Origin of the sequence: Lentzea sp. NPDC092896 (assembly GCF_044754905.1) — a bacterium.
Lineage (GTDB): Bacteria > Actinomycetota > Actinomycetes > Mycobacteriales > Pseudonocardiaceae > Lentzea.
Genome location: NZ_JBIVPX010000016.1, coordinates 1 through 13,838, shown reverse-complemented (window position 1 = coordinate 13,838; position 13,838 = coordinate 1). Strand labels below are relative to the sequence as shown.

Here is a 13,838-nt window from a genome sequence, read left to right as displayed (position 1 = left end):
TGTTCGAATCCGCTAACCCCTTTGTCGATATAGAGGCCGGATTCGTTCCACAAGTACGGGTTCGTTTGGGTTCTTCGCTTGTGTGAACGGGTAGATCATGTCCCACTAGGCCGTTCGGGTTGCGAAGACACGCCGGAAGAAGAGCGCAACGCGGGTCGGCGAGCCCAGGTCGTCCAGCGCGGCCGGTAGCCGTTCGAGTACCAGAACGGCGTCGAGCGCGGGTTCGGCAGAGCGTGGTGGAGCAGCGTCGACGCCACGCCGGCGGTGTCCAGAACGGCGTGCGCGTGCGCCGCGAGAGCGCTGCCCGCCCCGCTGCCCCGCACGTCCGGCCGGACGCCGAGATGCCCGAGGTACGCGAACGGGCGCGCCGAGGCGAACCGCTCCACCCACCCCGCGTCCTGCGGCATGTCGACGTAGATCATGCCGACGGGCGTGTCGTCCTGGACGGCGAGCCACATCGCCTCGTGGTCGCGGCCGAGCACCTCGGCCAGCGCGGTCCGCAGGTGCTCCGCGGTGTTGGCGCGTTCGGTGACCAGACCGAACGCCGCGTCGTACCGGACGGTGTGCATGTTCAGTTCGACGGCGACGTCCAGATCGGCTGAAGTCGCGGGGCGGACGAGCACAGTGGACGGTCGCGCCGCGGGGGCACGTCCGGCGAGCCGTTCGGCGATCACCGTGAGCGGCGCGAAGCCGTGGTGGATCAACGGCAGCGCGGCCGCGGTCTCGTGGCTCGGCACGGTCACGATCGCCAGGGTCTCCGGGTCGTCCAGGCCGGTGAGCCGGGGCTCCCACTCGTCGAGCAACGCCGGCAGGTCGCAGCCGGGCTGCCACGTCAGGCTGTGCGTGCGCCGGGCGCCCCAGGTGAGGAGGAGGGAGTCCGGATCTGTCTCGCGGTAGGAGAAGGTCTCGGTCACGCCCCATCTGAGCATGGCAGGGTCGGGCTGTGGAGATCTTCGTCGTGGATTCGTTCACCGACCGGCCCTTCGCGGGCAACCCCGCCGGGGTCGTGCTCCTCACCGAACCGCGCGACGACGCGTGGATGCAGCAGGTCGCCGCCGAGATGAAGCACGCCGAGACGGCCTTCGTCACCCCGGACAACCACCTCCGCTGGTTCACGCCCGAGGTCGAGGTGGACCTCTGCGGGCACGCCACCCTCGCCACCGCGCACGTCCTGGGCGGAGAGCAGGCGTTCACCACGCGTAGCGGGGTGCTCACATGCACAAATGACGACGGGTGGATCCGGATGGACTTCCCTGCGGACCCCCCAGAGTTGACTGACCCGCCAATCGGTCTAGCGGAAGCGCTGCCACATGCGACGATCAAGTCCGTGTCGCGCGGGCGCTTCGACTTCCTGATCGAGTTGGGGAGTGCCGCGGAAGTCCGTTCCGTGCGACCTGATGTCCAAGGACTGGCACAAATCTCGTCACGCGGAGTAATCGTGACGGCCGCCGGCGACGGCGACGCGGACATCGTCAGCCGGTGTTTCTATCCGGGCGTCGGCGTCCCGGAGGACCCCGTCACCGGATCGGCCCACTGCACCCTTGCGTCCTATTGGGTGCCTCGGCTCAAGCGGGCTGACCTGCTGGCGGAGCAGGCCTCGCCCCGCGGAGGGTTCGTCAGGGCGACCCTCGCGCAAGATCGCGTACTGCTCTCGGGGCAGGCCGTGACAGTGCTCCGGGGGCACCTCGTCGAGTAGCCACGTCTGGGTGAATCGATGTCACTAGACGTGCTCGACCTGCCATTTCGTCCCCCGAGCGGGGTACATTGGTGCCCCTGGAGGGGTCCTGATCGCCAAGTGCGGGACCCCTCAGTCACGCCTAGAGGTTCCCCCACCCAGGCCGACGAGGAGGCTGGATGTCCGACCGAGCGTCGGCCCCCGTGTCGGACTCGGCCGCCTGGTCGGCCAAGTCGACCAACCGCGCGTTCAGCGCGTTCGCCGTCACCCTCCTGGTGGCAGGCGTCGTCTGCGCGGGCATGGTCGCTGTCTGGCTGCCGGAGAGGGAGACGACCTCCCTCTTCTGGATCGGCCCTCTACTCGTCGTCGGCTTTCTGCTGGCGGAACAGCTCGCGATCAACGTCGACGTCCGCAGCGGCGTCGCGTGGACGATCTCCTTCACCGAGATCCCGCTGGTCCTGGGTCTGCTGGTAGCGCCGTTCGAGATCGTGCTCGCCGCGCACGTGGTTGCCGGCGTGGGCACGTTGCTCGGCAGGCGGATCCTCGACAGGGCCGTCTACAACGCGGGCCTCATGTTCATGGAGATCTCCGTGGCGTTCGCCGCCGCCGAGGCCGTGAACCGGATGATCGGCGCCGGCGGTCCGTTCTGGGCGGGCGCGTTCGTCGGAACCATCACCGTGCCGCTCCTCGCGAGCGTGCTGGGCCTCTGCGCGTTGCGTCTCATGGGCAAGTCGATGCGCGTCGGCAACAGCCTGCGTCTCGTGCTGCAGACGCTGGTCGTGGCGCTGCTGAACACCTCGATCGGCCTCGTCGGCTACCAGATCGTCGCCACCACCGAGTGGGGCGGCGTCCTGATCATCCTGGTGCTCGCGGGCATCGTGGCCACCTACCTCGCCTACTCCGGACTGCTGCGCGAACAGCGCGACCTGGAGGCGCTGAGCGAGGTCAGCCTCCGTGTCGCGAGGTCGGGACAGCACGGCACCGGCCCGCGCCAGCCCGACGACGACCTCACCACGGGCGTCGAAGAGGACGAGTGGCAGCTCATCGCGGAGCGCATCCGCGAGCAGCTCAACGCCAACAGGGTCGTGCTGCGCCTGCGCACCGACCCGCAGGAAGCCATGATCACCCTCGTCGCCGGCGAACCGCTGCCCGACGAGATGACCGCGACGGACCCGCGTGCCGTCCGCGAGGACCCGGTGCTGCAACTGCCGGGCACGCACGTCCGCTACTACCGCGTGGCCGACGCGACCGAGGACGTCACGGAGGCTCTGCTGCGCCGTGACGCGCAGGAAGCGCTCGTCGTCCCGTTGCGCGGCGCGACCCAGCTCCTCGGTGCTGTCGAGGCACACGACCGGCTGTCCCGCTGGCGTGGTTTCGGCAAGGCGGACATCCAGCTGCTGCGCACCCTCGCCTCACACCTCGCGACTGCCGTCGACAACCGCCGCCTGCTCGCTCGTCTGCGCCACGACGCCTACCACGACCCCCTGACCGGCCTGCTGAACCGGCCGGGCTTCCGCGAGGCGTGCGCGGAGCCGTTGCGCGAATCCACCAGCGGCGTGGTGCTGCGCATCGACCTCGACATCCTGTCGACCGTCTCTGACGCGCTGGGCCAGGCCTGGGGCAACCGGATGGTCGTCGCCGCCGGACGCCGGCTGCGCGACGCTCTCGGAGCCGACGTGCCGCTGGCGCGCCTCGAAGGTGGCGCGTTCGCCGCGTACCTCGACGACGACCGTGCGGCTACCGCTCACGAGACCGCGGAACGCTTGCGGGCAGGGCTTTCCGTGCCGTATCCCGTCGACCGGCTGACCGTCGAGGCCTCCGCGGTCGTGGGGTACGCGTCCAAGGCGGACTCCGAGACCGAGGACCCGGACCCCGACGCGTTGCTGCAACGCGCTGATGTCGCCGTGCGCGCGACGTCCGAGGGCACGCCGGTGAAGGCCTACGCGCCGTCGATGGGCCACCTGTTCCTGCGCCGCTTCCAGCTCGTCACGCAGTTCCGCCAGGCCGTCGAGACCGGGCAGATCTCGGTGCACTACCAGCCGAAGGTCGCCCTGCCGTCCCGCCAGGTCGTGGGCGCGGAAGCGTTGGTGCGCTGGACACATCCGGAGTTCGGCCGCGTCGACCCGGACGAGTTCGTGCCCGCCGTCGAGGCCACCGGTCTCGTGGACGTGCTGACGGACTTCGTGATGGATCGCGCTCTTGAACGCGTGCGCCGCTGGCTCGACCGCGGGCTGCGGATGTCCATCGCGGTCAACCTCTCCGTTCGCACGCTGGGCGACGAGGACTTCCCGAACCGCGTCGAGGCCGCGCTGGAGCGCCACGACGTGCCGTCGGGCCTGTTGACCTTCGAACTGACCGAGTCGGGCGTCATGGCCGATCCTGAGCGCGCTCTGCCGGTGCTGCGGCGCCTGCACGCGATCGGTGTCGTGCTGGCGGTCGACGACTTCGGCACGGGTTACTCGTCACTCGCGTACCTGCGCCAGTTGCCGGTCGACGAGGTGAAGATCGACAAGTCGTTCGTGCTCGGGATGGGCACGGATCTCGGCGACATGGCCGTGGTCCGGTCGATCGTGGAGCTCGGGCACTCGCTCGGCCTCGTGGTCGTGGCGGAGGGCGTGGAGGACGACGCCGCACGGGATCAGTTGGTGGGCATGGGTTGCGACGTGGCCCAGGGCTACCTGATCTCCAGGCCGCTGTCCGAAGATCGCTTCGAAGCCTGGCTGCGCGCCCGAACGGTGCAGGTCAGGGGTGCTCGCGATGAGACGGTGCTCACCTTGGTCCACTAAGAGGACCCCCGGATTTCGTTCTTGGTTGAGGCGTGTTGTAGAGTTGTCCTCGCTCGGCAAGAACGAAAGAGCAAGCCCCTTTAGCTCAGTCGGCAGAGCGTCTCCATGGTAAGGAGAAGGTCTACGGTTCGATTCCGTAAAGGGGCTCCACTACTGGCCGCAGTGCTGTGCGCTGCGGCTTGTGGTTGTGTTAAAGCGGTGTAGCTCAGTTGGTAGAGCAAGCGGCTCATAATCGCTGTGTCGCCGGTTCAAGTCCGGCCACCGCTACGTGAGTGGGAGAGGTGTGCTGGCGGAAAGCGCCAGCCGTCCTCACTCCGCCATGATTTTGGGGGCCAAGCCCCCACACCCCCGGGCAACAACCTCGTTGCCCGTCCCCGCCGGGCGGTAAGCCCGCACCGGTCGCCTCTTCTGAGGTCGGGGTACGTGTGCTCTCAGGAAGGCAAGGACCGTGGCTGCAACCGACGTACGCCCGAAGATCACCCTCGCGTGCGAGGAGTGCAAGCACCGGAACTACATCACCAGGAAGAACCGGCGCAACGACCCGGACCGCCTGGAGATCAAGAAGTTCTGCCCGAACTGCAAGACGCACCGCGCGCACAAGGAAACCCGCTGAGCGCGTAGCCACTCTTCGACGAGGCCCGTCCCACATCCGTGGGGCGGGCCTCGTCGCATATAGGCTCACTCGGTGCCTCTCGACCCCGTTTTCATCGGACGTAGTTATCCGCCGTCGCAGCCGTACGACGTGAGCCGCGAGAAGATCCGCGAGTTCGCCGAGGCGATCGGCGCGACCAGCCCGGCCTACCTCGACGCGGAAGCCGCGAAGGCGTTGGGGCACAAGGACGTCATCGCGCCACCGACGTTCGCGATCGTCGTGTCGATGAAGACGAACGAGACCGTCATGTTCGACCCGGAGCTGAAGCTCGACTACAGCCGCGTCGTGCACGGCGACCAGAACTTCACGCACCACCGCGCCATCACCGCGGGCGACCAGCTCGTCAGCACGGCGCACATCGACGCCATCACGTCCCGCATGGGCAACGACATGGTGACCGTGCGGACCGAGATCACCACGGTGGACGGCGAGCCCGTCACCACCGCCAGGTCGATGCTCGTCGTGAGGGGAGAAGACGCGTGACCGTCGAAGTCGGAACCGAACTGCCGGCGCTGTCCGTGCGCCTCAAGCGCGACGACCTGGTCCGCTACGCGGGCGCCTCGCTGGACTTCAACCCCATCCACTGGAACGAGAAGACCGCCAAGGACGTCGGCCTGCCGGACGTGATCGCGCACGGCATGCTGACCATGGCCGTGGCCTCGCGGATCGTCGCGGAGTGGATCGGCGATCCCGGTGCGATCGTCGAGTACGGCTGCCGCTTCGGCCGGCCCGTCGTGGTGCCCAACGACGACGAGGGTGCGCTGGTCGAGGTCACCGCGAAGGTCACCAAGGACTTCGAGGACGGAACTGTGAAGGTCAACATCACCGCGGCTTTTGAGGGCAAGTCGGTGTTGACAGGCGCTTTCGCCCGCGTGCGCGTCGCTTGATCTTGTGATCAAGAACACCACCGGGCGATCGGGTCCGGTGGTGTTTGCGGTGCTCAAGGGAGATTCGGGTCTCGTCGGTACCTCAGTTGAACGACCCTGATTCGTCTTCTCCGGTGCCGTGTGGGTAGGCTGTGCGACAGGCCGCTCGGCAAGTGCTTGAGCGGTCTGGTTGGAATGGACGGGACAGGCTCCCGTACACTTCCTGCTTGGCCAGGGGATCCCCATCCGGGATCTCAAAGGGGTGTAGCTCAACTGGCAGAGCAGCGGTCTCCAAAACCGCAGGTTGCAGGTTCAAGTCCTGTCGCCCCTGCTGTCGAAGCGCGTCATGGGTGGAGTGGAGGCACGGCATGAGCGAGGGCCGCGAGCAGGACCAGCCGGAGGAGCGCGAAGGCGCTGTCCGGCCGTCCACTGCTGCGGCGCGACGTGAACGTCGTGCCTCCTCCCGCCCGGCCGCCCGCAAGGACGGCAGCAGCGCTGAGTCGAAGAAGAGCGTCGCCAAGTCCGAGGAGTCGGACGAGGACGCGAAGAAGGGTCGCCCGACCAAGACCCGTGAAGGGCAGGAGAAGCGTCCCTCGCTGATCGGGCGAGGCTTCCGCTACCTCCGCGAGGTCGTCAGCGAACTCCGCAAGGTGATCTGGCCGACGCGCAAGCAGCTCGTCACCTACACCGGCGTCGTGCTGGTGTTCGTGGTCTTCATGGTTGCGCTGGTGTGGGCTCTCGACCTCGGCTTCGGCGCGGCTGTTTTCGAGCTGTTCGGCTAAGCGCCGCACAGCTGCCGCTGCAATCAGGAAGCGAGATCCACAGTGACCTCCGATAACGGCGTCGACGCCCAGGAGAAGACCGACCTCATCGACGACGAGGTGTCCGAGGACACCGCGGCGGACGAGACGGTCGAGTCGGAGGCTGTGGACTCCGAGGACACTGACACCGCGGACGCGACCGACGAGTCTGACGACTCCGAGGAAGACGCCGACGTTCTCGCGATCGACGAGACGCCGATCGACGAAGAGCCCGAGGACCCCGCCGAAGAGCTGCGTCAGGCCCTGCGCCGCGCGCCCGGCGACTGGTACGTCGTGCACTCGTACGCGGGCTACGAGAACAAGGTCAAGGCGAACCTCGAGACTCGTATCCACACGCTCGACATGGAGGACTACATCTTCCAGGTCGAGGTGCCGACCGAAGAGGTCACCGAGATCAAGAACGGCCAGCGCAAGCTGGTGCAGCGCAAGGTGCTGCCCGGCTACATCCTGGTCCGCATGGAGCTCACCGACGCGTCCTGGAGCGCCGTCCGCAACACGCCGGGCGTCACCGGGTTCGTCGGAGCCACCTCGAAGCCCTCGCCCCTCACGATCGACGAGGTGCTGAAGTTCCTGCTCCCGCAGCAGGAGCAGAAGCCGGCCGAGGGCAAGAAGGCCGCCTCCACCACCGTGTCGAAGCCGACCATCGAGGTCGACTTCGAGGTCGGCGAGTCGGTCACCGTCATGGACGGCCCGTTCGCCACGCTGCCCGCCACCATCAGCGAGGTCAACGCGGACGGCCAGAAGCTGAAGGTCCTGGTGTCGATCTTCGGCCGGGAGACGCCGGTCGAGCTGTCGTTCAGCCAGGTCTCCAAGATCTGAGCGGTCTTCCTTCACCGGATGACCGATCGGCCACGCTGCGGCTGGCAGAGCCGCGCGCGGACACTGCAATAACAGGAAGTACGGACAATGCCTCCCAAGAAGAAGAAGCTGTCAGCGATCATCAAGCTGCAGATCAAGGCTGGTGCCGCCAACCCGGCGCCTCCCGTTGGTCCCGCGCTGGGTCAGCACGGCGTCAACATCATGGAGTTCTGCAAGGCCTACAACGCCGCGACCGAGTCGCAGCGCGGTCAGGTCGTGCCGGTTGAGATCTCCGTGTACGAAGACCGCTCGTTCGACTTCAAGCTGAAGACCCCGCCGGCCGCGCGACTCATCCTCGCCGCCGCTGGTGTCGACAAGGGATCGGGCGAGCCCCACCGCGTCAAGGTCGCCAAGGTGACCATGGAGCAGGTGCGCAGCATCGCCCAGGTCAAGATGGTCGACCTGAACGCGAACGACATCGACCAGGCCGCGAAGATCATCGCCGGCACCGCCCGTTCCATGGGCATCACGGTCGAAGGCTGACCACACCCTCTTTTCTAGCAAGCGTGGGAGAGCCGAGCGCGGCTCATTCACCACGAACTGATCCACGAAGGACAGAGTTATGAAGCGCAGCAAGGCCTACAAGGCCGCATCAGAGCTGGTGGACCGGGAGCGGCTGTACTCGCCGCTCGAGGCCGCCAAGCTCGCCAAGGAAACGTCCAAGGTGAAGCTGGACGCGACCGTCGAGGTTGCGATCTGCCTCGGCGTCGACCCTCGCAAGGCCGACCAGATGGTCCGCGGCACCGTGAATCTGCCGCACGGTACGGGCAAGACCGCCCGCGTGATCGTCTTCGCAACCGGGGACAAGGCCGCTGAGGCCGAGGCCGCCGGTGCGGACGCCGTTGGCTCCGAGGACCTGATCGAGCGCATCCAGGGCGGGTGGCTCGACTTCGACGCCGCGATCGCGACCCCCGACCAGATGGCGAAGGTCGGTCGCATCGCCCGCATCCTGGGCCCGCGTGGCCTGATGCCGAACCCGAAGACCGGCACCGTGACCCCCGAGGTCGCCAAGGCCGTCAACGAGATCAAGGGCGGAAAGATCAACTTCCGCGTTGACAAGCAGGCCAACCTGCACTTCGTCATCGGCAAGGTCTCGTTCGACTCCGAGAAGCTGGTCGAGAACTACGCGGCCGCGCTGGACGAGATCCTCCGTGCGAAGCCGTCCGCGGCCAAGGGCCGGTACGTCAAGAAGGTCGTCGTCTCGACGACGATGGGCCCCGGCATCCCGGTCGACCCGAACCGCACCCGCAACATGCTGGTGGACGAGGCCTGAGCCTCCCCGGTTCTAGCTAGCTGAGAAAGGCCCCCGGTTCGCCGGGGGCCTTTCTGCTGTCTCAGCGCTGGAACGTCTGCCGGTAGTCGCTCGGGGACTTCCCCACCAGCTTCAGGAAGTGGTGGCGGAGGTTGTTGGCCGTGCCGATGCCGCTCAGGCCCGCGATCTTCTCCACGGACAGGCCGGTGGACTCCAGCAACGCCTGCGCCCGCGCGACGCGTTCGTTGAGCAGCCACTGCAACGGCGTCGTGCCGGTCACGGCCTGGAGTTTGCGGTAGAAGGTCCGCGGGCTCATCGCGGCTCTGCGTGCCAGGTCGTCGATGGTCAGCGGTTCGTCGAGACGGGTGCGCGCCCAGTCGAGTGCCGATTCCAGGCTTTCGCTGTTGTCCGGCGGGACCGACAGGTCGATGACCTGGCTCCGGTTTCCCGGGCGGTGCCCCGGCACGATCATCCGGCGTGCCAGTTGGTCGGCGACGTGGGCGCCCAGGTCCTGGCGCACCAGGTGCAGGCAGAGGTCGAGCCCTGCGGTCATGCCCGCGCTGGTCAGCACGTCTCCCTCGTCGACGTAGAGCACCGAGTCGTCGACCTCGATCTTCGGATGGCGCTCGGCCAGCAGAGCGGTGTGCATCCAGTGCGCGGTCGCCCTGCGGCCGTCGAGCAGGCCGGCCGCGGCGAGTGCGTACGCCCCAACGCATTGGGAGACGATCCGCGCACCGTTGTCGTGAGCCTTGCGCAGCGCGGAGACCAGTTCTGGTGGCACGGGTGCGTTGTCCTCGATCACCTCTTCCGGCACCCACGACACAAAGACGGTGTCCGCGTGCGCGACGTCATCGAGGCCGTGGGTGGTGTGCAGGGTGAACCCGGGACCGGTGCCGCGCGTGCTGGAACCGGTGCCGCACAACCACAACTCGTACCAGGGGTCGGCGAGGTCGGGTTGCGGCGTGCCGAAGACGGCGGCGGGGATGCCCAGTTCGTAGAGGTCGGGCACGCCGAAGTCGCTGGGCACGATCAGGGCGACGGAGCCGGCACTCATGGGATCCAGCCTATGGCAGGAATTTGGTGATAGGGGTCATTCCGGTCACTGGTCGAGTTGATCACGCGCGGCGAAGCTGAGCTCATGACTTCTGAAGCGATCACCGTGCTGGGACTGGGCAATCTTGGACGCGCGCTGGCGGAGACCTTCGCGGGTGACGGTCACCGCGTCTCGGTCTGGAATCGGTCTGCCGCGAAGGCGGAGGGACTTGCGGCGACCGTCGCGAGCACCGCGGCGGACGCGGTGGCGGCGAGTGGACTCGTGGTCGTCGCCGTGCTGGATCATCAAACGGCACAACAGGTTCTGAACGGCGTGGACGTGCACGGGAAGGCGTTGGTGAACCTCACCTCCGGCACTCCTGATGACGCTCGTGAGCTGGCTCGGTGGGCCGCGGCGAACGGGGCCGAGTACCTGCACGGCGCGGTGTACGCGGTGCCGCAGACGATCGGCACCGAGGCGTCGTCGATCATCTACAGCGGATCCGCGGTGGTGCACGCGCGGTGGCAGAAGTCGTTGGCGCTCCTGGGAAAGGTCACGTTCCTCGGGGAGGACGCGGGTCGTGCCTCCGGGTACGACGTGGCGATCCTGTCCGGGATGTACGGGCTGCTCGGCGGGTTCCTGCACGCGGCTGCTCTGGCGCGGGCCAACGGGATCGAGGTCGGCGAGCTCACGCCGATGTTGTTGTCGTGGTTGACCGATCTCCAGCCCGCGTTGACCACGTTCGCGGGGGAGATCGACGGCGGGAGTTACGCCGGTGGGGAGTCGAGCCTGGCGATGAACCAGTCGGGGGTGGCCACGCTGATCCGCGCGGCTGGGGCGCAGGGTGTGCCGTTCGCGGCGCTCGACGCGTTCAAGGGGTTGGTCGATCGGCAGGTCGGCGAAGGGCGCGGGGAGGAGAGTCTCGCCCGCGCCGTCGAGTCGTTCGGCGGTGCGTCACAAGGGCTTGCGGGCGGCCAGCAGGAAGATCGTCACTGACGCCAGGAAGTCGCCCTCGCGGAGTTCGGCGAGCCAGCGTTCGCCGTCCGCGCGCTCGATCGCACCGGCGCGGATCGCCCGTTCGGTGTTGCGGCTGAGGGCGAGCGTGTAGTCGGCCCTGGCAAAGTCGCGGATGACTGTCGTGACCGCGGTGATGTTCTCGACCTCGAAGCCCGCGTCCCTGGCCAGGCGGGGAAGTTCGCGGCCGATCGTGGAGTTGCGGATCATGTTCTCGCAGACGAACCGGTTGAACTGCCTGTTCATCTCCAGGTCGCCGTCGACCAGCAGGGCGTCCCAGTCGGGTTCCGCGATCCGCAGCAGCCCGCCCGGCTTCAGGGCACGGTGGAGTTCAGTGAGGACCCGCGCTGGGTTCTCGACGTGCTGGAGCGCGCGGTCCATCCGGGCGCGGTCAGCGGTGTCGTCGTCCACGGGCAACGCGTGCGCGTCGCCCAGACGGACGTCGACGTGTGGGTAGAAGTTGAGGAAGCTGCCGGCCGCGGCCACCATCCGCGGGTCCACGTCGACGCCGATGACGCGGCCGGACGTCGTGACCGCGTCGGCCATCACGAGTAAGTCGGTGCCGGGGCCGCACCCCACGTCGAGGACGGTGTCGCCGTGCCTCAGGTCGAGCGAGACGCGCATCTGATGCTTGTAGTCACGGCTAGCGCGGCGGCATCGGCCATGTACTCGACCTTGTCGGGGCTGGGCACCCCTAGTGCGTTTGCCATGCACCCCAATCACCTACAGGTGCTGGGACTCCAGTCGGTGATGACCCAGCCTCGTCCGATTAGCTCCACGACGAACGTGCCTAGAAGCGGGCCAGCGTCAGTGAGTTTTCCGCTGTAGGAGGTCAGGGAGCAGGAGTCGATAGTGACCTTGTTGGTGGTCGGGACGGTCTGGAACTCCCTTGGGAAGATCGGCTGCTCGTACCTGGATCGGTCCTTGACCTGGGCATGCAGCTTGGCGAACGCGTCGGTGCAGTCCTTGGCGTCAAACGCTTGCGCGAATTTCTGTCGGACGTCGTCTCGCACGATCCGTTGGCAGCTGAGTTCTGGGAGGTTGCGTGAGACATCGTCGTAGAACTTCTGAACCGTGCCGTTCTGGCCCGGCGTTGTTATCGCTTGTGGCCCGTTCGTCATGCGACCGCTCTCCTTGGCGATGTCGCCGGGGTCGTCGACGCCGAAGTAGCGGTCGTAGGCCCACATGGAGGTGCTGATCACCAGAAGGAAGAACAAGGCGCGCCAGAAGATGCGGCTGCCCAATACAACGAGCCACCAGCGCTTGCCGCCGGGCTGCTTCGGGGCCTGGGGTGCCTGGCCCGTCGCCTCCTGGTAGCGCTGGTACTCCTGAAAGCGTTGGAACTCCTGGAACTGCCGCAGCTGCTCCGGATCCACCGGTGGAGCGGGCGGCTGCGGCTGGCGGGGCGCGAGGTCCTTGCCGGGCTCGTCGGTCACAGGTCACATCATGCCGATTTGGAACCGCGGTACACAGTCGAGTACTGTTTTGCCTGGTTCTACCGAAGACCGCAGGTGTTCTCCCCAGGGAGAGCGAAGGCCCCGTTGCAACACGGGCGGCCCGCGCAGGGAGGACGAGGTCAGTCTTGCGACGCCCCGTGCTGCTTGTGCGCGAGGGCGTTTTTGTTGTTTCGGAGCCTTCTCACCAGGGGTCTAACCCAGCCCAGAGAGGAGGCGATCATGGCGAAGCCCACGAAGGTTACGGCGGTCGCTGAGCTCGCGGATTCGTTCCGCACCAGCTCGGCAGCGGTTGTCACTGAGTACCGTGGCCTCTCCATGGCGCAGCTCACCACGCTGCGTCGCGCTCTCGGCGCGGGCACCAAGTACACCGTCGCGAAGAACACGCTCGTCAAGCTCGCTGCTGCGGACGCCGGTGTGGAGGGCCTCGAGGCCCTTCTGTCCGGTCCGACCGCCATCGCGTTCGTCGAGGGCGAGCCCGTCGACGCCGCCAAGGCGATCCGCGACTTCGCGAAGGACAACAAGGCCCTGATCATCAAGGGCGGCTACATGGATGGCCGCCCGCTCTCGGTCGACGAGGTCACCGCTATCGCGGACCTCGAAACCCGTGAGGTGCTGCTCGCGAAGCTCGCGGGCGCGATGAAGGGCAACCTGGCCAAGGCCGCGGGTCTGTTCAACGCCCCGGCTTCCCAGGTCGCTCGCCTGGCTGCTGCCCTGCAGGAGAAGAAGGCCGCCGCGGCTCCCGCCGCCGAAGCCGACGCTCCCGCCGAAAGCTGATCACCCAAAGACACGCCCGACGCTTTCGCGCGGGAGATTAGAAAGGACCGCCGATCATGGCGAAGCTCAGCACCGAAGAGCTGCTCGACGCGTTCAAGGAGATGACCCTCCTCGAGCTGTCCGAGTTCGTGAAGCAGTTCGAGACGACCTTCGAGGTCACCGCCGCGGCGCCCGTCGCCGTTGCCGCCGCCGGCCCCGCGGCCGCCGCCGAAGAGGCCGAGGAGCAGACGGACTTCAACGTCGTCCTCGAGTCCGCCGGCGACAAGAAGATCCAGGTCATCAAGGTCGTCCGCGAGGTCGTCTCGGGCCTGGGCCTGAAGGAGGCCAAGGAGCTCGTCGAGTCCGCTCCGAAGGCGATCCTCGAGGGCGTGGCGAAGGATGTTGCCGACGCCGCCAAGGAGAAGCTCGAGGCTGCGGGCGCCAAGATCACCGTCAAGTGATCCTTGCCCCCTTGGGGGCTGGCGTTTTGCGCTTTGTGTTTGAACGGGTGTGCATCCCTTTGGGGGTGCGCACCCGTTTTGCGTTCTGCGGGCTTGTCGGGTGGCTGGCTTGCGGGCGGCCAGCTTGCGTTGGGTGCTTCCCCTGGGGGCTCTGCCCCCAGACCCCCGGCAATCTGATCGGGGGGTCCGCGCCACACGCGGGTAGATGGC

Annotated in this window: 16 protein-coding genes and 3 tRNA genes; 15 read left to right on the top strand and 4 right to left on the bottom strand. The window is 67.3% G+C overall.

Translation table 11 applies throughout. The features are described from left to right. Positions 1–95: 95 nt before the first annotated feature. Positions 96–914, bottom strand: coding sequence for a GNAT family N-acetyltransferase (locus ACIQF0_RS45005; RefSeq protein WP_401040803.1), 819 nt, complete (start codon positions 912–914; stop codon positions 96–98). Positions 915–943: 29 nt separating this feature from the next. Here ACIQF0_RS45005 and ACIQF0_RS45000 point away from each other — a divergent pair, with 29 nt between their 5' ends. The 12 genes from ACIQF0_RS45000 (at position 944) to rplA (ending at position 8,931) form a co-directional block, all read left to right on the top strand. Then, on the top strand, positions 944–1,696 hold the full coding sequence (locus ACIQF0_RS45000) for a PhzF family phenazine biosynthesis protein (protein WP_360047084.1): 753 nt from the start codon (positions 944–946) through the stop codon (positions 1,694–1,696). A 158-nt stretch (positions 1,697–1,854) separates the two neighbouring features. Then, on the top strand, positions 1,855–4,461 hold the full coding sequence (locus tag ACIQF0_RS44995; protein WP_401040801.1) for a putative bifunctional diguanylate cyclase/phosphodiesterase: 2,607 nt from the start codon (positions 1,855–1,857) through the stop codon (positions 4,459–4,461). Positions 4,462–4,535: 74 nt separating this feature from the next. Beyond that, positions 4,536–4,611, top strand: a tRNA-Thr gene (locus ACIQF0_RS44990). Positions 4,612–4,655: 44 nt separating this feature from the next. Continuing rightward, positions 4,656–4,728, top strand: a tRNA-Met gene (locus tag ACIQF0_RS44985). A 181-nt stretch (positions 4,729–4,909) separates the two neighbouring features. Beyond that, positions 4,910–5,074: a 50S ribosomal protein L33 gene (gene rpmG / locus ACIQF0_RS44980; RefSeq protein WP_015105301.1), complete on the top strand. Its 165-nt coding sequence runs from the start codon at positions 4,910–4,912 to the stop codon at positions 5,072–5,074. Between the two features lie 72 nt (positions 5,075–5,146). Further along, a complete protein-coding gene (locus tag ACIQF0_RS44975; protein WP_330272310.1) occupies positions 5,147–5,596 on the top strand; it encodes a MaoC family dehydratase N-terminal domain-containing protein in 450 nt (149 codons plus the stop codon). Beyond that, positions 5,593–6,000 (top strand): MaoC/PaaZ C-terminal domain-containing protein, encoded by a 408-nt coding sequence (locus ACIQF0_RS44970; RefSeq protein ID WP_319976889.1) that lies wholly within the window; start codon positions 5,593–5,595, stop codon positions 5,998–6,000. Before ACIQF0_RS44975 ends, ACIQF0_RS44970 begins: the two co-directional genes overlap by 4 nt. Before the next feature lie 237 nt (positions 6,001–6,237). Then, positions 6,238–6,310: transfer RNA gene (locus ACIQF0_RS44965), tRNA-Trp, on the top strand. Positions 6,311–6,347: 37 nt separating this feature from the next. Beyond that, the gene (secE, locus tag ACIQF0_RS44960) at positions 6,348–6,761 is read left to right on the top strand and encodes a preprotein translocase subunit SecE (protein WP_319976890.1); all 414 of its coding nucleotides are present in this window, start codon (positions 6,348–6,350) and stop codon (positions 6,759–6,761) included. A gap of 42 nt (positions 6,762–6,803) precedes the next feature. After that, a complete protein-coding gene (gene nusG / locus ACIQF0_RS44955; RefSeq protein ID WP_360047086.1) occupies positions 6,804–7,619 on the top strand; it encodes a transcription termination/antitermination protein NusG in 816 nt (271 codons plus the stop codon). 87 nt (positions 7,620–7,706) lie between these two features. Further along, entirely contained in the window at positions 7,707–8,141 is a 435-nt protein-coding gene (gene rplK / locus ACIQF0_RS44950; RefSeq protein WP_030478269.1) for a 50S ribosomal protein L11, read from the top strand. A gap of 79 nt (positions 8,142–8,220) precedes the next feature. After that, positions 8,221–8,931: a 50S ribosomal protein L1 gene (rplA, locus tag ACIQF0_RS44945; RefSeq protein WP_360047087.1), complete on the top strand. Its 711-nt coding sequence runs from the start codon at positions 8,221–8,223 to the stop codon at positions 8,929–8,931. Between the two features lie 61 nt (positions 8,932–8,992). Here rplA and ACIQF0_RS44940 read toward each other — a convergent pair whose 3' ends face one another. Then, positions 8,993–9,964: a helix-turn-helix domain-containing protein gene (locus ACIQF0_RS44940; RefSeq protein WP_401040793.1), complete on the bottom strand. Its 972-nt coding sequence runs from the start codon at positions 9,962–9,964 to the stop codon at positions 8,993–8,995. 84 nt (positions 9,965–10,048) lie between these two features. Between ACIQF0_RS44940 and ACIQF0_RS44935 the strand changes: the two genes are divergently transcribed. Continuing rightward, positions 10,049–10,939, top strand: coding sequence for an NAD(P)-dependent oxidoreductase (locus ACIQF0_RS44935; protein WP_401040790.1), 891 nt, complete (start codon positions 10,049–10,051; stop codon positions 10,937–10,939). On the opposite strand, the gene ACIQF0_RS44930 is transcribed toward ACIQF0_RS44935, so the two are convergent. Next, the gene (locus tag ACIQF0_RS44930; RefSeq protein ID WP_401040788.1) at positions 10,898–11,581 is read right to left on the bottom strand and encodes a methyltransferase domain-containing protein; all 684 of its coding nucleotides are present in this window, start codon (positions 11,579–11,581) and stop codon (positions 10,898–10,900) included. The genes ACIQF0_RS44935 and ACIQF0_RS44930 overlap by 42 nt on opposite strands. A 95-nt stretch (positions 11,582–11,676) precedes the next feature. After that, positions 11,677–12,393, bottom strand: coding sequence for a hypothetical protein (locus ACIQF0_RS44925; RefSeq protein ID WP_401040785.1), 717 nt, complete (start codon positions 12,391–12,393; stop codon positions 11,677–11,679). Positions 12,394–12,633: 240 nt separating this feature from the next. On the opposite strand from ACIQF0_RS44925, the gene rplJ reads away from it, so the two are divergent. Both rplJ and rplL read left to right on the top strand, forming a co-directional pair. After that, positions 12,634–13,188 carry a 50S ribosomal protein L10 gene (gene rplJ / locus ACIQF0_RS44920; protein WP_093606340.1) on the top strand — a complete coding sequence of 185 codons (555 nt, stop codon included), beginning with the start codon at positions 12,634–12,636 and terminating at the stop codon, positions 13,186–13,188. A 56-nt stretch (positions 13,189–13,244) separates the two neighbouring features. Continuing rightward, positions 13,245–13,628 (top strand): 50S ribosomal protein L7/L12, encoded by a 384-nt coding sequence (gene rplL, locus ACIQF0_RS44915; protein WP_360047091.1) that lies wholly within the window; start codon positions 13,245–13,247, stop codon positions 13,626–13,628. Positions 13,629–13,838: the final 210 nt, after the last annotated feature.

Excerpts from the sequence above, each read along its gene's own strand:
- secE (WP_319976890.1), top strand. The coding sequence starts at position 6,348 with ATGAGCGAGGGCCGCGAGCAGGACCAGCCGGAGGAGCGCGAAGGCGCT.
- rplA (WP_360047087.1), top strand. The coding sequence starts at position 8,221 with ATGAAGCGCAGCAAGGCCTACAAGGCCGCATCAGAGCTGGTGGACCGG.
- rplL (WP_360047091.1), top strand. The coding sequence starts at position 13,245 with ATGGCGAAGCTCAGCACCGAAGAGCTGCTCGACGCGTTCAAGGAGATG.
- ACIQF0_RS44930 (WP_401040788.1), bottom strand. The coding sequence starts at position 11,581 with ATGCGCGTCTCGCTCGACCTGAGGCACGGCGACACCGTCCTCGACGTG.
- ACIQF0_RS44995 (WP_401040801.1), top strand. The coding sequence starts at position 1,855 with ATGTCCGACCGAGCGTCGGCCCCCGTGTCGGACTCGGCCGCCTGGTCG.
- ACIQF0_RS44935 (WP_401040790.1), top strand. The coding sequence starts at position 10,049 with ATGACTTCTGAAGCGATCACCGTGCTGGGACTGGGCAATCTTGGACGC.
- rplK (WP_030478269.1), top strand. The coding sequence starts at position 7,707 with ATGCCTCCCAAGAAGAAGAAGCTGTCAGCGATCATCAAGCTGCAGATC.
- ACIQF0_RS44940 (WP_401040793.1), bottom strand. The coding sequence starts at position 9,964 with ATGAGTGCCGGCTCCGTCGCCCTGATCGTGCCCAGCGACTTCGGCGTG.
- rplJ (WP_093606340.1), top strand. The coding sequence starts at position 12,634 with ATGGCGAAGCCCACGAAGGTTACGGCGGTCGCTGAGCTCGCGGATTCG.